This window comes from Acetatifactor muris (assembly GCF_024623325.1).
Taxonomy (GTDB): Bacteria; Bacillota; Clostridia; order Lachnospirales; family Lachnospiraceae; genus Acetatifactor; species Acetatifactor muris.
Genome location: NZ_JANJZD010000007.1, coordinates 171,164 through 189,012, shown reverse-complemented (window position 1 = coordinate 189,012; position 17,849 = coordinate 171,164). Strand labels below are relative to the sequence as shown.

The following is a 17,849-nucleotide window of genomic DNA, read 5'->3' as shown; positions in this document are numbered from 1 at the left end:
ATTGTAGAAGCATAGTAACCTCGATACACTTGACAATGTATGGGTGTTCATTTATGATAGCCGGAGAAGCAGATGGGTAATAAAGGAAGTCAGAGTTGTTATATGAAGAATACTGAAAAAGGAAAAAAGCATATTGGCCAGCTGGCGGTTTTATTGTGCGTTTTGATAGTACTCTGTTGCTTTACGGCACAGAAAGAGGGGTATCATATGGATGAACTTCTGTCCTTTGAGCTGTCAAACGCAGAATTTAATCCATGGATTGTGCCGACGCAGCCGACAGGAAGGCTGGCGAAATTCATGCGGGAGGAAATATACGGGGATAACCTTGGACAGACTCTGTCCAATCTGGCGGATACGGTCCGGGATGTGGCGGCGAACAGGGGGAACAGCAAGCTTCTGCAATATAAGGCGGATGTGTATCCGGAACCGGTATGGATATCCAGACAGCAGTTCCATGAGTATCTGACGGTAAATTCAAAGGACTGTTTTAACTATTTTTCAGTGTATTTCAATGTAAAGGATGATAATCATCCACCCCTGCATTTTATGCTTCTGCATACGATGTCTTCTATGTTTCAGGGGGTGCTTGCACCATTTATGGGCTGTTTCATTAACATTGTAGCAGTGCTGGGATGCTGCATCTGTTTTTTTCGACTGGGGGAGCTTCTGGAAGAGAAAGCGGTAATTTCGGAGGGGTGTGGCGGACCTCTGGGCATTTGCGCCGCTCTGTTATATGGGCTTTCCGCGGGGGCGATTGCCACTACATTATTGATTCGCATGTATGGCCTGCTGACCTTTTTCTGTGTGGCATTATTTTATCTGCATGTGAAAAAGTGGCTGGCAGAGGGATTTGGAAGAAAAAACAAAGGCCTGGCGGCAGCTACTGTTCTGGGATTTTTAACGCAGTATTTTTTTCTGTTTTACTGCTTTGCGCTGGCGGCTGTGACAGCAGGATTGCTATGCGCAAAGAAGAGATATAAAGAATTGAAGAGCTATCTGCGGACCATGATTCTGTCAGCGGTGGTTGGTGTGGTGGTATTTCCTTTTTCCATACAGGATGTGCTGTCCAGTGGAAGAGGGGAGGAGGCTCTGCAGAATCTGAGTCGGGGATTTTCCGGCTATGGTACCAGGCTGCGGGCATTTGGCACCATTCTAATCAAAGGAAGCTTTGGAAGTCTGTTGGCCGGGTTGGTCATATTGGGATGCCTGGCGATTGGCGGTGTGTGTCTGATGATCAGAAAAAGGAAGGCGCTAAAAGCAGCGGAGGAGCACAAAAGCGGGAGAAGCAGAAAACCGGAAGGAGAGAGGCGGTCCTTGTGGCTTATGCTGCTTATTCCGTCAGCATGCTATTTCCTGCTGGCGGCAAGAATGTCGCCTTATCTGGTAGACCGCTATATTATGCCTCTTTTTCCTTTTGCGGCAATGCTGCTGGCGTTGGTACTGGGGAAATTGTGCAGGGTATTCGGGAAGAAAGGGAAATATCTGCTGCTGGTTCCGACAGGGGCGCTGTGCATTCTCAATGTGTGCCTCTATGACGGAGAATATCTGTTTCGCGGGTATAACAGGCAGCTGGAGGTGGCGGAGCGGTATGGGGAGCTGCCTTGTATCTGCCTGTATGACGGAACCGGATATTATTATAATCTGGAGGAGTTTACCCGGTATGAGAAGACGCTGCTGCTGAAGCTTCCGGAGCTGGAGCAGAGACAGAATACTTCCGACCTCACCTCCGCTGAACAGATCGTGGTGCTGAGGAAGAGCAATGTGGAGGAGGCAGGTGTTCTGGAAGCATTGAAAAAGTATGGATGGGAGGTTGAGGTTGTTTTGCTGGGAGAAAATGACAGTGTATATGAGGATACGTTATATCTGTGCGTCAGAAAATCGGACAGGTAATATGGGTATGCCTTGAAGGGCAGGAGATACGGAATGAACAGAAAAGAACCAAAGACTGTATATTTTGAGATACTGCGTTTGATTGCTATTTTCGGCGTGCTTTTTTGCCACACGGGGAGAAGCGGTATTCATCATTATCTGGAGACAGATAACAGGTTTAATTATTGGTTTGGTATTTTTGCTGTTTCGGTGGCACAATACTGTATTCCGTTATTTTTTATGATTACAGGTGCGTTGCTGTTGAAGAGGCAGGAGAGTATAAGCTATGTACTTAGACATCGAGTGCTGAGAATAGTTTGTGTGATTGTTCTCGCAGCTTTATTTCAGTATTTATGGAGGCTGCGGGGGCAACCAGGGCTGGGATTTGACAGGAAGTTGTATTTTCAGATGGTTTATGAGGGAAGCGCGGCGGGGCAACATTGGTTTCTTTATGCGTATCTTTCTTTTTTGCTGATTCTTCCTTTTTTACAGAGACTGGTGAAGGTTATCCCGGCAAGAAGCTGGTTTATTTATCTTTTTATTATATGGGAAATCATTTATGGTCTGTTTCCAATTATTGCATACTATCAGGAGTGGGGGAGCACCCCGCTGGAGCTTTCCATGTTTGGTGATGCTGTGCTTTACAGTATGCTGGGATATTTTGTAGAATGTTGTACAGAGGACTTCTTTTATAAAGGGAAAAATGTATTTTGGACTTTTATCATAGTATCGCTGCTGGTGGCAGGAACTATGTATATGAATCATACCACCCTGGATGGACATTATGCTGCCTATGGTTCGGCGCTTGCTCCGGTTTTTTCCTTTTTGATATATATAACAGTTCGTTATATTTGCTGTCATTGGAGATGTCCTGTTATATTGGAAAAAGGCTTCCTGTTTGCCGGCAGTGGCGTGTTTGGAGTTTATCTGATGGAAGGACCATTGAGAGAAACATTTTATTTTATATATCTTGTGCTCAATACCAGAATATATTCCTATCCGGCCACTTTTGTGTGGATATTTACCTGCATTGTGACGGGGATACTGATAACCAATCTGTTAAAAAAAGTACCGGTGATTGGAAAGCTGCTCTGAATTTATCATTATAAAAAAGGAGAGAGTAGGGCGGAAAAATGAACAGTTATGCCAGGATAAAAGCATTACAGATGGGGAAGAAAAAAATTTTCCGTATTCTGCTGATAATAGAATGTATTGCTTTGCTCATGGGAATTGCAGGATTATTCGGAAAAGATGCTGTGTATGAGTATGGTGCCGACGACATGACTATAAATTTTGGCTCCTATTCGGAGGAACATGGGGGTGCTCATACAGAAAATTCAGGTGAGCGGGACAGTATGGTGGATTTCCGGGGGATTGCATTGCCCAGAGGAACGTATCGGGTACAGGTACACTACACGGTGGATACAGATATGTTGACCTGGTGCGAAGTTACGGACGACACCATTGGGAGGAAAAATCTGCGTACCAACGGGGCGCTGTTTTTTTCGGGATTGGATCATTCGGATTTTGAAATGTGGCTTCTGCGGGATACTTCCGAACTGGCAGTACATGCCTGGTATGCCGGGGAAGGTTCTTATACCGTACATGGCCTGACGATTTGCCAGACCAATGCGGCAAATCGTGTTATTCTTTTTCTTATGCTGTGTCTGTTTACCGGGGTAAATATGGTCTGTGTGTATTGGCAGTATGATAAGAAATATGGAATTTCAGTGAAGAAGAAAGCAGTCATTTTTTGCCTGGGACTGACAATTCTGGCAGCTTCCACACCGCTTATGGTGGACTATATGCGGGGAGGCGGAGATTTGTTCTATCATTTGATGCGGGTGGAGGGAATCAGGGATGCTTTTCTGACAGGACAGTTTCCTGTCCGCATTTCGCCGGAGTGGCAGCAGGGATATGGATATGCGTCTCCGATTTTCTATGGAGAGACTGTGCTGTATCCTGCAGGTTTGCTTAGAATGATCGGGTTTACTGTGACAGATGCCTATCGGATATTTATGTTCGGCATCACTATGGCAACGGTTTTGATTGCCTATTTCAGCTTTAAAAAGGTATTTGGAGATGCGTATATCGGCGTGTTTTGCAGTATGTTGTATTCCTTGTCGATTTACCGTTTTTACAAAACATACCTGAGCGGTTCCTGGGGGGAATGCTTTGGTGTGATGATTCTGCCGATTCTTCTTTATGGCTTCTGGCGGGTTTTTACGCAGGATGTTCACGAAGAAAGCTACGGTAGAAGCTGGTTCCCACTTACAGTTGGATTTAGCCTGCTGGTGCAGTCTCATCTGCTGACCGGCGAAATGGCGGGTATTTTTACGATAGTGTTGTGTCTTGTCTTATGGAAAAAGGTTTTTCGCTGGCAGACTTTTGTGGTTCTGGCCAAAACGGTTATATATAGTATCCTGCTCAGTGCCTGGTTTCTGGTGCCATTTGCCGATTATATGCTTACTGGAGATTTTGTCATTCACCATGTATCCGGGAGGACGATTCAGGCAAGAGGGTTGTTTCCGGCACATTTATTTTTTACGTATTTCTCAAACGGAACCGAGGTTATTTTTGATGACAACGGCATGGCGAACACCGCGCCTGTGGGAGTGGGAATTGCACCAATGGTGGCACTTTTGATTTTGGTGTATCTGAATTTTACAGGTCAGTTGGGAAAAATGGAAAAAAGAGAAAGGGTACTGGGAGGAATTGCGGGATGGTTTGCAGCGGCAGCAATGCTTATGAGTCTGAGTCTGTTTCCCTGGGATAGAATCCAGGCAATGAACGGTGTGACAGCCACCCTGATCTCCAGCATACAGCACCCCAATCGTTTTCTGACCATTGCAAATGTGTGTCTGACGGCAGTAGCCGGCCTGACAGCAAAATATGTGATGGACAGTAAGAAGGAAGTGCTGAAGATAAGTTATTTTTGCGGAATGATTTTTTTACTGATAATCAGCAGCGTTCATTTGATGGACAATACAATGTTTACCTCTAACGTGCTCAGAGCCTATAATGGCGAAGGCGTGTCAACAGGATATATAGCCGGCGGAGAATATCTGCCTCACGGTGCGGATGCTTCCCGGTTTATGTACCATGATCCTGTATGTTCGGAAGGAATTGGGACAGGCAATTATACAAAGCTTCCCCTGGGGGCGGATGCACATTTTGAGAATAACAGTGGGCAGGAAGGAAAAGCAGCGTTTTCACTCCTTTATTATAAGGGATATCGCGCGTGGGATGCAGACAGTGGAGAGCTGCTTAACTGTTATGCAGGTGATAATTTTGAGGTGACAGTGGACATTCCGGCAGGGTATACCGGGGATGTCAGAGTCCGGTTCGTCAGTCCATGGTACTGGCGGGCAGGAGAAGTGGTTACGGTATTAACGGCAGCAGCCATAGCATTATATTATCAATGGAAGAAACGCGGAAGGAATGTTTTACCGGATGGACAGTGAGGAAGCCTTTTCGCTGAAAGGCAGGAGAATGGAGAATAGATATCATGCAGTAGCAAGGAAACAGAATAAAACAGCAGTAAAATGGAATGCCTTTTGCCTGTTGTTGATTGTAGGAGTGGTGTCTGTGCCGCTTATGACGAATTATCTTCTGGGGGGCAATGATTTAATGGTTTCACTGGGGAGAATCGAGGCGGTGAAACAGGGAATTGGCAATACATTTCCTATTCGTACAGGAGTGTGGCCCACGGCAGATTACGGATATGGAGCGGCTTCTTTTCAGGCAGACGTATTTTATCTGATACCGGCGCTGCTGCGGTTTCTGGGTGTGGGATTAGGGACAGCCTATAAACTGTCTCTGTTTTTGGCGAATCTGCTGACCGCGTTGATTGCATTCAGTTGTTTTAGAAAATGCTTCAGAAGAACAGACGTTGCAATGGCGGGAAGTATGCTTTATACCTGGTGTCCCTGCAGACTGGATGAAATGTATGTAAACGGAAATCTGGGAGAAACCGCAGCATGGATTTTCCTGCCCATTATCATATCGGGGCTGATCAGGCTGTATACCATGGAGCAGAAAGAGGAGGAATACAGCAGGTTATGGATTCCGTTTACTGTGGGATTCAGCCTGCTGGCACTTTCCTCCACATCCATGTTGGCTGTTACCTTGGGAATGACGCTTTTTATTTTGCTTTTAATGGGAAAACGTTCCCTGGGGGAGCAGATATTTCTGGTTCTGGGCAGGACAGGGGTGACATTTATGCTGATCAATGCATGGTTTCTGCTCCCCATGCTGCTCAGACTGCGGAATGTGGAAAACGTACAGACACTTCTTGCCGGAGACTTTCAGGCCATGGGAACTTATCCGGTGCAGTATCTGAGCGTCTTTCAATGGGGAGGCAGAGGAACTTCCTATTTTGAAAATGGTCTGGCCGGAGCCCGGGCCATGGTTCCCGGAGCGGCTGTAATAGCGCTGGTTTTGATTCGAATCTGGGGGATATATGCAGGAAAGTACAGGGAAAAGAACGGGCAGACGGTTTTGGGAAATCGTTTGCTTCTGGTATGTCTGGCGCTGATAGTTTTAAGCAGCTGCAGTTTTCCCTGGGATTTTTTTCAGGATAGAAATATGATATGTTCCATATTGCTTTCTTTTCTGCAGAGTCCCACAAAATGGGCCATTCCGGTATGCCTCAGCCTGGTGATGACTGCCGGCATCACTCTGGGCCAGACGGCGGGACAGGAAGGGGAAAAAAGATGTCGAATTCTGATTCTGGCAGTAACTGTAGTTTCGGTGGGGACTACACAGTTTTTCATCGGGAATGTATTGAAAACGGCAGCCTGTATCTGGCCTCAGGCAGGGGACTTGAATCCGGTGCCGATGCCCTTTGTGACAGAGGAATCCATGGTGTGGAGATTAAGTGAACTTATTTCCGCTGTCGCTGTTTGCGGATGTGTGGTGATGAGCATTGTGAGGGGACGAAATCGTGTTAAAGAAGTCTGAGTTTTTACAGAATGGGAAAATCAGAATATTGTTATGCATAGAACTGCTGCTGATTTTGGCAGGTGTGGCAGGACTGTTCGGTACAAAAGGAATTGTTGTGGGAACAGAGGAGACAGCACTGCTGATGGGAGAGGGCGTGTCGTTGCCGGCAGGGGTCTACACTGCCAGGCTGTATTATGATACCGGAGAAGATCAGGTCAGTGCTTTTGGCGTTACCGTAAAGGAGGGGCATTATAAGACGCTGCTGTGCAATTATGCAGCACTTTTTAAGGGCATTCATGTGAGAGAGTGCCAGTTTTATCTGTTGGATGATGTGGAAAATCTCCGGGTGGAAGTAGAGGACAATGGTGCGGAGAGTCTGAAAATTCAGGGCGCGGAGATTGTGACCGGTACAGAGAGAAGCAGAGTGTATCTTTTTTGGGTGATTCTTATCAGTCTGCTTTTAGATGTTGTGCTGATGCTGGCAATGCTGAACAGGAGGCAGCCGGTTTCGACAGAGAGGCAGCTTGCGATATTTGGTGTTCCCGCACTGGCACTGATGTCTTCTCTCCCGATAATGGTGGATTATAATATGTTTGGCGCCGACTTGATTTTTCATTTAATGCGTATCGAGGCGTTGGCAGAACATATTTTACGGGGAGAATGGTGGAGTAGAATTGAGTCCGCATGGCTGGCCGGACACGGATATGCCAATTCTATTTTTTACGGGGATGCCTTTTTGCTTGTTCCGGCCTTGTACCGTATTCTGGGTTTCAGTCCGGATGAGACATACAGGCTGTTTGTATTGACGGTAAATCTGGCGACGGCGTATATAGCCTATTTGAGCTTTCACAGGTGCTTTCACCACAGGAGCATCGGAATGTTCGGATGTGCGTTATATACGTTGCTTCCTTATCGCATTTACAATATCTATAATCGTGCGGCGGTGGGAGAATACACTGCCATGATATTTCTGCCTTTGCTGGCATGGGGATTTTACCGGATTTACACAGAAGAACCGGAGAGGAAAGGATATCTGTGGAATTGGGTGATTCCTGCGCTGGGTTTTACCGGCATTATACAGTCTCATGTGCTTACCTGTGAAATGGCAGGAGGCCTTATTGTATTTTTGTGTCTGTTCCTCTGGAAGAAAACGTTCCGTCTACGAACATTTGCTGTGCTGGCGCTTACTGTGGGTATGACAACCTTGATGAATGCCTGGTTTGTGGTTCCCTTTTTGGATTTGATGACGGCGGATCAGTATTATTTTGGACATAATGCCAATGTTCTGATTCAAAGCAGAGGAATTCTTCCCGCTCACCTGTTTTATACGTTGCAGGCCGGAGGGGCGTCTTCCAGATTTGCAGAGACCGGAATGGTAGATACGGAACCTATTGGGATTGGAATGGCGCTGCTGTTGTGTGTGATAATCTGGATTGGATTCTGTCTGAAATATTCCGGGAAAGAGCTGACAGAAGCACAGAAAAAGGAAAGGAAAGCGATGAATATACTGCTTTTTCTGGGCTGTGTTGTATTGTTTATGAGTACCTGCTATTTCCCCTGGGATGCGCTGAGTTCTTTCAATCGCCTATTTGCTGTATTGAACGGATCGCTGCAATTTCCCACAAGACTTATGGGAATCGCAAGTGTCTGTATGGTGATGGCAGCCTGCCTTGCAGGAATATGGATGCTTCGGGAAAAGTGGGCGTATCTGTCAGGAAAAGGAGTACTGCTTCTGGTTGTGGCGGTTTCTGTTATCTTTACCACATATCAATTGAATGATCTTCTGTTGACCAGAACAGAGTTTATTAAATTATATTCTTCTCAGGGAATAGGACATTCCGCAGTGCTGGGGGCGGAATATCTCCCTGAAGGGGCCGGTCTGGAGCATATGACTTATCATGAGCCGGTGCTTTCGGAAGGTGTGTGGATGGATTCTTATGAAAAGAAGGGATTACAGGCGGATGCGTATGTGGAGGCTGATTCCGGCTACATTGATTTTCCCATGCTGTATTATAAGGGATATATGGCTTATGATAAGAGGACCGGAGAAAAGCTCCCTGTGGTAAAGGGAGAGAATTCGGATGTGAGGGTGCTGTTCGGACAGGGATTTGCCGGCGAAATCAGAGTGCGTTATGCAGGTATGTGGTATTGGCATGTAGCAGAGGCTGTCAGTGCAGCGACGGTGTTGGGACTGTTGGGGGCGGCGATGTACAGGCGGTACAGAATAAAAGGGAACATTGGCAAGCCACGGAAAGGTAATGTGTAATAAATCGGGTTCAAAAACCAGGTCCTTTGTGTTAGAATAGGTTATAATGTAGTTGAAGCGAATGGATACAATGTAAGCAGACTGGCGATATAGTGAATAGAAACAGAAGAAATCCGGGAAAAGGGCAGGATAGATGAAAAAGGGAAAAGTTTCAGATAATGAGTCAAGGATCTATGTATGTCATACTTATTATCATGTATATATTACGTTTCTGAAGGAGCTGAAGCTTCGCGGGGAAGGGAAAGCTGCTGTAAAGGCAGACCTGGTGCTCTCGAAGATGTCCAACAATTTTGAAGATCTGAAGAGCCGTGTGGAGAAGACAGGACTGTTCGGCCGGGTGATTGAATTTGACGAGAAGAGGGAGGATTTCTTCCCGGAGCTGGCCAGATGGAGAAAGGGTGGCCGGGGATTTCTGGGGAATCTGTATAATCGGATTCAGTTTACCAGAAGATATGCCCGGCTGGAGGCGCCTTATGTGCCGGTAGATTTTCGGAAATACAAGGATGTGTATGTCTATTGTGATTCCGACCCTATAGGCTATTATCTGAATCAGAACAGGATTTATTATCATGCGCTGGAAGACGGGCTGAATTGTCTGAAAAATTTTGACGCGGCCAGGTATGACAACAGAGGGAACTTCAGGCTGAAAGCATTTCTCTCCATGTATCTGAACCTGATTTTTGTGCAGAACGGATATGGCAGGTATTGTCTGGATATGGAAGTAAACGATATCTCAGCCATTCGATATCCCTGCCCCAGGTATATCCAGCAGCCCAGGCAGGAGCTGGTGGACAGGCTGACGGAAGCGGACAGGGAACTGATTCTGCAGGCATTCATCCGGGACAAGGCGGCTCTGGAGCGGCAGATTGCGGAAAGCGATAAGGTGGGGGATAAGATTCTGATTCTGACAGACCCTCTGTGTACGCTGGATGTGAGAGAGCAGATTTTCCGGGATATTATTGAGCGTTATCAGACGGAGGGAACGATTTTTCTGAAACCTCATCCCAGGGATGTGCTGGATTATCGAAAGCTTTTTCCGGAGTATCCCCAGTTTGATGCCACCATTCCCATGGAGATGCTGAACTTTTTCCCGGGGCTTCGATTTAAAAAGGTGGTTGCCGTGCTCACGGAGATCAGAGCCATACAGTTTGCGGACGAGGTGGTACGGCTGGGAGAGGACTTTATGGATGCCTATGAGGATCCGCTGATTCACAGGCAGAACGAGCAGATTTGAGATTTATGAGACAGGAGGGCGCCAGGTGCTGGAGATATTGAAAAAACTCCGTCTGTTGTTGGACGGAAAGCAAAAACGGGCCATGGGGGGTCTGGTGGTGATGATGATTATCGGTGCTTTTCTGCAGACTGCCGGCGTGGGCCTGCTGGTGCAGGTGGTCAGTGTGGTTATCGATCCTCAGGCCATGGAGAAAAGTGCTCTGGTGAGAGCTTTCTATGATTTTCTGGGGTGCCGGGATTTTCAGCAGTTTTCTGTAACGGTGATGGTGCTGCTGATTGTGGTTTTTGTGGTGAAGAATCTGTTTCTCTTTTTACAGCAGAAACTGATGCTGGCTTTTGTGTATACCAATCAGTTCAGGACTTCCGAGCGGATGATGCGCAATTATCTGCGCAGAGGATATGAATTTTTCCTGAATGCGGATACTGCAGTGGTGCAGAGGAGTATCACTTCCGATGTGAATAATATGTATGCATTGATTCTGGCGCTGCTTCAGCTGTTTTCGGACGGTGTGATGACTCTGTTTGTGGCGGGATACTGTCTGATGAGTAACGGCATTATGACGATACTGCTGGCGGTGGTTCTGCTGATTCTGATGGTGCTGATCAAGAAAGTTCTGGAACCGGTGGTGTACCGGGCCGGGGAGGACAACAGGAATTACTACAGCAGTCTGTTCAAATGGATTTCACAGACAGTGCAGGGAATCAAAGAAGTCAAGATTCACTGCAGGGAGCAGTATTTTGTGGACGAGTACTGTAAATGCGGCAGAGGGTATGTGAGCGCGGTACAGCGATACAGCCTCTATAATAATATGCCGAAGCTGTTCATTGAGACAGCCTGTATAGCGGTGATGGTGGGATACATGATTGCGTTGACCGCGGCGGGGACTTCGACGGAGAATATGCTGGAGATGCTTTCCACTCTGGGGGCGGCGGCTTTTGTGCTGCTTCCGGCGGTGAACCGCATCAATAATCAGATTCTTGCCATTACTTACTGTAAGCCGCCTTTTATGGGAGTCAGTGACAATCTGCAGGAGGAGATCCGGGATAATAAGGTGGACATGTCTTTTGCAGCCGATGTGGAGGAGAAGCTTCCGCTGGAGCGTGCCGTGGAACTGAGAGATATCGTGTATGCGTACCCGAACACAGACAGGTTAATTTTTGATCATGCCGATCTGACTATCCCCAAGGGTTCGTCTGTGGGAATCGTGGGCACTTCGGGAGCGGGAAAAAGTACTATAGTGGACATTCTGCTGGGGCTTCTGGAGGTGAAGAGCGGAAGGATTTATGCGGACGGCAGAGAAGTGAAGACGGAATATCGGCGATTTCTGAAAAATATCGGCTATATTCCCCAGATGATTTTTATGCTGGATGATACCATCCGCAGGAATGTGGCCTTTGGGGTACCTGAGGAGAAGATAGACGAGGCGAGAGTCTGGGAGGTTCTCAGGGAAGCCAGGCTGGACGAATTCGTCAGGACGCTGCCAGAGGGACTGGATACCGGCATCGGAGAGCGGGGCATCCGACTTTCGGGGGGCCAGAGACAGCGTATCGGTATTGCGAGAGCACTTTATCACGATCCGGAGATACTGATTCTGGATGAGGCTACATCCGCGCTGGACAATGACACGGAGGCGGCGATTATGGAGTCGATTAACAGGCTTCACGGCAGGAAGACGCTGGTCATAATTGCGCACAGACTGCAGACCATCGAAAAATGTGACCTGGTGTATCGGGTGGAGGATGGAAAGGCTGTCATAGAGCGAGGGCAGTTGAACAAGGAAGCATAGATGGGGGGGCGGGAAAGCAGAATGCGGCTCAGTATCATTGTGCCTGTCTACAATATGGCGGGGGAGGGAAAACTGAATTACTGTATGGATTCTCTGGTTGCACAGACGGTGACGGACTATGAAATTATCGCGGTGAATGACGCTTCCACAGACAATTCTCTGGAAATCCTGCGGGGATATGAGCGCAGCTATCCGGATAAGGTGAAGGTAATCACTTATGCGGTGAATAAACGCCAGGGGGGAGCCAAAAACGAAGGGCTGAAGGCTGCGTCGGGAGAGTGGATTGGCTTCATTGACAGCGACGACTGGGTGACGCCGGATTACTATGAAAAGCTGCTGAAAAGAGCGGCGGAGACAGGGGCGGACATGGTGGGCTGCGATTATTGTCTGGTGCGGGAGCATGTGCCTCTGGAAAAATGTATGGTGTCCCCGGCCTCTGTGGGGAAAGTGGTACAGAACAATTTCGTGGGACAGACAGGGGAGCTGGATGAGGAGAAGCATAAAAAGCTTTTTCTGCGGCCGGGAAGCATGGTAATCAAAGTGTATAAAGCCTGTGTGATTCGGGAGAACGGGCTTGATTTCCCGGAGGGGATTTTTTATGAGGATAATTGTGCCGGTTCTGTGTGGTCTCTGTATTTCAGACATTTTGAGAAGGTGGAAGAACCGCTTTATTTCTATTATCAGCACGAACAGTCTACCGTGCATTTTATTACGGAAGAGAAATGCAGAGACCGGATGAAGGCAATGGAAATTCTCTATGAGGAGTGCCTGAAGAGAGGATTTCTTGAGCGCTGTCACCAGGAGCTGGAGTATCGCTTTGCAGAGCTCTACTATGTGGTTACCCTTTTTTCCTATATGCAGGGAGTAAAACGGCCCCGGCTTTCCTTTGTCAGGGAACTGCGGGAGGGCGTGGAGGAGAAATTCCCGGAATTCAGGAAGAATGTATATTACAGACAGTATACAGGGCAGGAGGAGGAGCGGCTGATTGCCTTACAGGGGCAGTCTGACGGGAAATTTTATCGGCAGTATCGGCTGAAGCTTTGGGTGCGGCGGCTGAGAAAACGACTGGGGAAGTAGTGGAACTGACTGTGCGGTCAAGCGTCTGAACACTTCAGGGCATTGGCAGCCGAAAGCGGAAGATGTGTCAACTGCGGAGCGTGAAAGAGCGGAAAGGATACAGTAAAATGAAAAAAGCGGCGATTATTACGGCAAGAGGAGGCAGCAAGCGGATTCCCAGGAAGAATATAAAGGAATTCTGCGGGAAACCGATTCTGGCCTATTCCATAGAAGCGGCGGTGGAAGCGGGGATATTTGACAGAGTGATGGTGTCCACCGATGACGAAGAGATTGCACAGATTGCAGTACAGTATGGTGCGGAGGTTCCTTTTTACCGCAGTGAGAAGACGGCCAATGATTATGCAACCACCAATGATGTGCTGCTGGAAGTGCTGGATGAATATGAAAAACGGGGAGAGCATTTTGATGTGGGATGTTGTATCTATCCCACGGCACCTTTTGTGACTGCGGGAAAGCTGGAAAGTGCCGTAAATCAGTTTCTTGACAGCGATGCGGATACGCTGATTCCCGTGGTGGCTTTCTCCTATCCGCCCCAGCGGGCCATGATTGTGAAGGAGGGAAGGCTGGTATTCGAGTATCCGCAGTTCCTGGACAGCCGGTCTCAGGATCTGGAGCCCCATTACCATGATGCGGGGCAGTTTTACGTGTTCCGGACGAAAGCGTTCCGGGAGAACAAAAGGCTGATGGTGGGGAATATTCTGCCCATGGTGATTCCGGAGACAGAGGTGCAGGATATCGATGACTGGACGGACTGGGAGATTGCGCAGATCAAATACCGGCTGATGCGGGGGGAGCAGGGCTGCGATTCCTGACTGGGCGGGCTGTGAATGAAAAGCTGACGGTGAGCTGTATGGAAAAGGTGTGAATTTACGACAGCGCAGAGGAGAATTTCAGACTATGGACGGGAACAGGAAAAGGGGGCAGAAGCTTGCGCTTCTGTCCAATGTCAATATGAATCTGGTAATCCGAATGCTGCAGAAGCAGGTGGAGGTATATGAAACGGAAGGGTATGGGAATGAGCTGGGAATCCTGATGAACCCTTCCTCGTCCTATCATGCCTTTGGACCGGACATTACTTTTCTGGCGGAAGACTTAATGGAATTGCTGGAGCATGATCTGGACCCGGAGGCCGCAGGGGAGCGGATTGACGGATGGTTTGCCCGGCTGGAAGAAGCGCTGGTGTCGGCGCAGATATATTATATTGCGGATGCCTATCTCCAGGGGGCGGAGCTGGCGGCAGCTGACAGGGGAAGAAAGGCGGCGCTGGAAGGACTTTGGCAGAGACGGCTGGAAGAATTCTGTAAAATCCATGCCAATGTGCGGATTCTGCCCTATCACAGACTGGTGGAGACATTGGGAGAGGAGAATGCTTTTTCCCTTAAAATGTGGTACATGGGCAGAATCCTGCTGAGCAATGAAGCCCAGAAGCGGTTGTGTGCGCTGATTCTGGACAGGGTAAGAGTCGAGTCCGGAATTCCGAAGAAGGTGTTGCTGCTGGATCTGGATAACACTTTATGGGGAGGCCTGGCAGGGGAACATGACCGGACGCCGGTAGTGCTGTCGGAGGAACATGCCGGGCTGGCGTATAAGAATCTTCAGAGACTCCTTCTCGAGATGCAGAAGCAGGGGGTGCTGCTGGGGATTGTATCAAAAAATAATGAGCAGGATGCCATGGAGATCCTGAAGAAGCATCCGCATATGGTGCTGCGGCCGGAGGCCTTTGCGGCAAAGCGTATCAACTGGACGCCGAAGCATGAAAATATCAGAGAAATTGCCCGGGAGCTGAATCTGGGGCTGGATTCCTTTGTATTCTGGGACGACAGCCCGGCGGAACGACAGCTGGTGAAGGAGATGCTGCCCCAGGTGGAAGTGCCTGATTTCCCTGATAAGCCGGAGGAGCTTGCCCCGGCCATGGCGGAAATTTTCCGGGAATATTTTGAGAAAGCTTTTATTACGGAGGAAGACCGGAAAAAAACTGCACAATATACGGCGTTTTCCGAGAGAAACAGACTGAGGGAAGTGTCCGGAAGCTTCGAGGCGTATCTGAGAGACCTGGAGATTGCGGTCAGGAGAATGGACCCGAAGAGGCATGTGGAGCGGCTGCTGCAGCTGATGAACAAGACGAATCAGTTCAATCTGACAACCAGACGCTATACCCGGGCGCAGATAGCGGAGCTTCTGGAGGACGCGGACAGAGGTGTCTATCTGTATAATGTGGCAGACCGGTTTGGAGACAATGGGATAACGGCGGTTCTGATTGCGGACTGCAGCGGAGAAGTGCCCGTTTTGACGGATTTTGTCATGAGCTGCCGCATTATGGGAAGGAAGATAGAGGATGCCCTGGTGGAGGATGTTGAAAAGGATCTGCGGAGCCGGGGATGGGATCGCCTGAGAGGCATGTATCTTCCCACAGCGAAAAATGCGCCGGTGTCCGGACTGTATGAGCGGCTGGGCTATGTGGAGGTGGGAGCCGCGGGGGAAAAGGGGATCCTGTATGAGATAGGACTTGCGAAGACGCCTGAGAGAAGGTATGATGTAAGAATGGAGGAACAGGAGCCGGAGGCGGGAAAGTGAAGCCGGAAGCGGCAGATAAAATGCCTGTGCCATATAGTTGCGGAAGTGCGGAGAAAAGGGCGGATGCGGATCCGCCGGCAGGATAAAGGAGCAGATGGAAATATGGATGCCGGGAAGAAGAGAGAGATTATCGCGCTGATTGAAGAAGCGCTGAATGTGCCTACGGGTACTATAACGGAAGATACCATGATTGCGGATGTGGAGGAGTGGGATTCACTGGCTCACGTGATGATCATCGGGGAGCTGGAGGAGCGCCTGGGGATATCTGTGCCGCTGGAGGAAGCCGTAGAGCTGACTGGTGTGCGGGAGCTGTTGGAGAAATGTGTGGAGAATTTCTAAGGCGGCAGGAGGGACAGAGCTTCCTGATCCGAGAAAATCTAAAATCATTCCAGAAAGGGCGCCTGAGGTACCGGAGGAAGAAAAACGGCCGGAACAGGCAGCAGAGGGAGAGAAGAAATGAGCGTGACCTTGCGGAAAATCCGGGAAGAGGATCTGGAGAATATCATGCGCTGGCGGATGGACCGGGAAATCACCAGATACATGAATACCAATCCGAAGCTGACTCTGGAGGGCCAGCGGATATGGCTGGCGGGAATCCAGGCCAATCCGGATGTGGATTACTGGCTGATTTTGGTGGACGGGCAGCCGGCAGGGGTTATCAATCTCACAGGACTGGAGAATCCGGAAGGAAATCTGGGCTGGGCTTATTATGTGGGAGAGAAGCGGCTGCGGAGCCTGGGAACGGCACTTTCCCTGGAGATGAGCATGTATGATTATGCATTTGTGGTGCTGAAGAAGCAGGCAGTGTACAGCGATGTCTTCACGCTGAACAAAGGTGTCATTCAGCTGCATAAGTTCTGCGGATGCGAAGTGGTGGAGGAAAAGAAAAGTCATATATGTAAGGAAGGTATCTGGTACGATGTGACATTTATGCGGATGACTGCGGAGAACTGGTTTGAATTCCGACATGGGAAAAAATATGAAAAAATAGAATTTGCCGGGAGGAAAGAGGATGAACAGGGAAATTAAGATAGGAAATCATATCATCAGTGAAAATACCCCATGTTTTATTGTGGCGGAGATGTCCGCGAACCACAATATGGACTATGACAGAGCTGTGGCAATTATCCGGGCGGCGAAGGAGGCTGGAGCGGATGCCGTGAAGATTCAGACTTACACCGCGGATACCATTACGCTGAACTGTGACGACGACTGCTTTCAGATTACCCAGCAGACGCTCTGGGATGGGACTACCCTTCACAAGCTGTATGAGACTGCCTATACGCCCTGGGAATGGCAGGGAAAGCTGCGGGACGAGGCTCTGGACATGGGGCTGGAATTTTTCTCCTCCCCCTTTGACGGGAGCAGCGTGGATTTCCTGGAGGAACTGGGAATGCCGGCTTATAAGGTGGCCTCTTTTGAGATTACGGATATTCCTCTTATCAGAAAGATAGCAAAATTAGGGAAACCGATGATTCTTGCCACCGGTGTGGCCAGACTTTCGGATATTGATCTGGCGGTGCGCACCTGCAGAGAGGCGGGAAATGAGAATGTGATTCTGCTGAAATGTACTTCGGCTTATCCGACTCCTTACGAGGATGTGAACCTGAGGACAATTCCCTCCATGAGAGAAACCTTTGCCTGTCTGACGGGATTGTCGGACCACACCATGGGAAGTGCCGTGGCGGGGGCGGCTGTGGCGCTGGGGGCCAGAATGGTGGAGAAGCACCTCACGCTGAGCCGGGCGGATGGAGGCGCGGATTCCGCTTTTTCCATGGAACCTGCGGAATTTAAGGAAATGGTGGATAATATCCGTAAAATAGAGGCGGCGCTGGGAAGTGTTACCTATGAACTGACCCCGGGGCAGGAGCGTGAGAGAGAACATTCCCGGTCACTGTTCGTAGCCAGAGATATGAAGGCCGGAGAGGTGTTCACACCGGAGAATCTCCGAAGTGTGAGACCGGCAAACGGACTTCACACCATGTACTATGAGGAGGTACTGGGGAAAAGAATTACCAGAGATGCCGGACTGGGGACACCTTTGCGCTGGGAGCTGGTGGATTTCCGCTGTGAAAGCCCTGAATAAACCGGGGCGGCTG

Annotated in this window: 13 protein-coding genes; all 13 read left to right on the top strand. The window is 48.9% G+C overall.

What is annotated here, in order from left to right; translation table 11 throughout:
- Window positions 1-102: 102 nt before the first annotated feature.
- The 13 genes from NSB25_RS08795 to pseI all read left to right on the top strand — a co-directional run bounded on the left by NSB25_RS08795 (window position 103) and on the right by pseI (window position 17,836).
- A complete protein-coding gene (locus tag NSB25_RS08795) occupies window positions 103-1,890 on the top strand; it encodes a hypothetical protein (protein WP_103239285.1) in 1,788 nt (595 codons plus the stop codon).
- Window positions 1,891-1,923: 33 nt separating this feature from the next.
- Window positions 1,924-2,964 carry an acyltransferase gene (locus NSB25_RS08790; protein ID WP_103239284.1) on the top strand — a complete coding sequence of 347 codons (1,041 nt, stop codon included), beginning with the start codon at window positions 1,924-1,926 and terminating at the stop codon, window positions 2,962-2,964.
- Between the two features lie 71 nt (window positions 2,965-3,035).
- Window positions 3,036-5,333 (top strand): glycosyltransferase family protein, encoded by a 2,298-nt coding sequence (locus NSB25_RS08785; RefSeq protein WP_146040012.1) that lies wholly within the window; start codon window positions 3,036-3,038, stop codon window positions 5,331-5,333.
- Complete coding sequence (locus NSB25_RS08780) at window positions 5,323-6,831, top strand: hypothetical protein (protein ID WP_103239282.1); 1,509 nt, start codon at window positions 5,323-5,325, stop codon at window positions 6,829-6,831. Before NSB25_RS08785 ends, NSB25_RS08780 begins: the two co-directional genes overlap by 11 nt.
- The gene (locus NSB25_RS08775) at window positions 6,815-9,079 is read left to right on the top strand and encodes a hypothetical protein (protein WP_103239281.1); all 2,265 of its coding nucleotides are present in this window, start codon (window positions 6,815-6,817) and stop codon (window positions 9,077-9,079) included. The genes NSB25_RS08780 and NSB25_RS08775 overlap by 17 nt, the downstream gene beginning before the upstream one ends.
- 133 nt (window positions 9,080-9,212) lie before the next feature.
- Complete coding sequence (locus NSB25_RS08770) at window positions 9,213-10,313, top strand: glycosyltransferase family 52 (RefSeq protein ID WP_103239280.1); 1,101 nt, start codon at window positions 9,213-9,215, stop codon at window positions 10,311-10,313.
- A gap of 25 nt (window positions 10,314-10,338) precedes the next feature.
- The gene (locus NSB25_RS08765; RefSeq protein ID WP_103239279.1) at window positions 10,339-12,099 is read left to right on the top strand and encodes an ABC transporter ATP-binding protein; all 1,761 of its coding nucleotides are present in this window, start codon (window positions 10,339-10,341) and stop codon (window positions 12,097-12,099) included.
- Window positions 12,100-13,176: a glycosyltransferase family 2 protein gene (locus tag NSB25_RS08760; RefSeq protein ID WP_242982377.1), complete on the top strand. Its 1,077-nt coding sequence runs from the start codon at window positions 12,100-12,102 to the stop codon at window positions 13,174-13,176.
- A gap of 107 nt (window positions 13,177-13,283) precedes the next feature.
- Complete coding sequence (pseF, locus tag NSB25_RS08755; protein ID WP_103239278.1) at window positions 13,284-13,988, top strand: pseudaminic acid cytidylyltransferase; 705 nt, start codon at window positions 13,284-13,286, stop codon at window positions 13,986-13,988.
- 85 nt (window positions 13,989-14,073) lie between these two features.
- Window positions 14,074-15,750, top strand: coding sequence for an HAD-IIIC family phosphatase (locus tag NSB25_RS08750; protein WP_103239277.1), 1,677 nt, complete (start codon window positions 14,074-14,076; stop codon window positions 15,748-15,750).
- Between the two features lie 63 nt (window positions 15,751-15,813).
- Window positions 15,814-16,089, top strand: coding sequence for an acyl carrier protein (locus tag NSB25_RS08745; protein ID WP_207656150.1), 276 nt, complete (start codon window positions 15,814-15,816; stop codon window positions 16,087-16,089).
- A 117-nt stretch (window positions 16,090-16,206) separates the two neighbouring features.
- Complete coding sequence (locus tag NSB25_RS08740; RefSeq protein ID WP_103239276.1) at window positions 16,207-16,779, top strand: GNAT family N-acetyltransferase; 573 nt, start codon at window positions 16,207-16,209, stop codon at window positions 16,777-16,779.
- Window positions 16,763-17,836, top strand: coding sequence for a pseudaminic acid synthase (pseI, locus tag NSB25_RS08735; RefSeq protein ID WP_103239275.1), 1,074 nt, complete (start codon window positions 16,763-16,765; stop codon window positions 17,834-17,836). Before NSB25_RS08740 ends, pseI begins: the two co-directional genes overlap by 17 nt.
- The last annotated feature ends 13 nt before the right edge of the window (window positions 17,837-17,849 follow it).

What these genes read in the sequence shown, in the direction of transcription:
- NSB25_RS08795 (WP_103239285.1), top strand. Translation starts at nt 103, where the DNA reads ATGAAGAATACTGAAAAAGGAAAAAAGCATATTGGCCAGCTGGCGGTT.
- NSB25_RS08790 (WP_103239284.1), top strand. Translation starts at nt 1,924, where the DNA reads ATGAACAGAAAAGAACCAAAGACTGTATATTTTGAGATACTGCGTTTG.
- NSB25_RS08785 (WP_146040012.1), top strand. Translation starts at nt 3,036, where the DNA reads ATGGGGAAGAAAAAAATTTTCCGTATTCTGCTGATAATAGAATGTATT.
- NSB25_RS08780 (WP_103239282.1), top strand. Translation starts at nt 5,323, where the DNA reads ATGGACAGTGAGGAAGCCTTTTCGCTGAAAGGCAGGAGAATGGAGAAT.
- NSB25_RS08770 (WP_103239280.1), top strand. Translation starts at nt 9,213, where the DNA reads ATGAAAAAGGGAAAAGTTTCAGATAATGAGTCAAGGATCTATGTATGT.
- NSB25_RS08760 (WP_242982377.1), top strand. Translation starts at nt 12,100, where the DNA reads ATGGGGGGGCGGGAAAGCAGAATGCGGCTCAGTATCATTGTGCCTGTC.
- pseF (WP_103239278.1), top strand. Translation starts at nt 13,284, where the DNA reads ATGAAAAAAGCGGCGATTATTACGGCAAGAGGAGGCAGCAAGCGGATT.
- NSB25_RS08750 (WP_103239277.1), top strand. Translation starts at nt 14,074, where the DNA reads ATGGACGGGAACAGGAAAAGGGGGCAGAAGCTTGCGCTTCTGTCCAAT.
- NSB25_RS08745 (WP_207656150.1), top strand. Translation starts at nt 15,814, where the DNA reads ATGCGGATCCGCCGGCAGGATAAAGGAGCAGATGGAAATATGGATGCC.
- NSB25_RS08740 (WP_103239276.1), top strand. Translation starts at nt 16,207, where the DNA reads ATGAGCGTGACCTTGCGGAAAATCCGGGAAGAGGATCTGGAGAATATC.
- pseI (WP_103239275.1), top strand. Translation starts at nt 16,763, where the DNA reads ATGAACAGGGAAATTAAGATAGGAAATCATATCATCAGTGAAAATACC.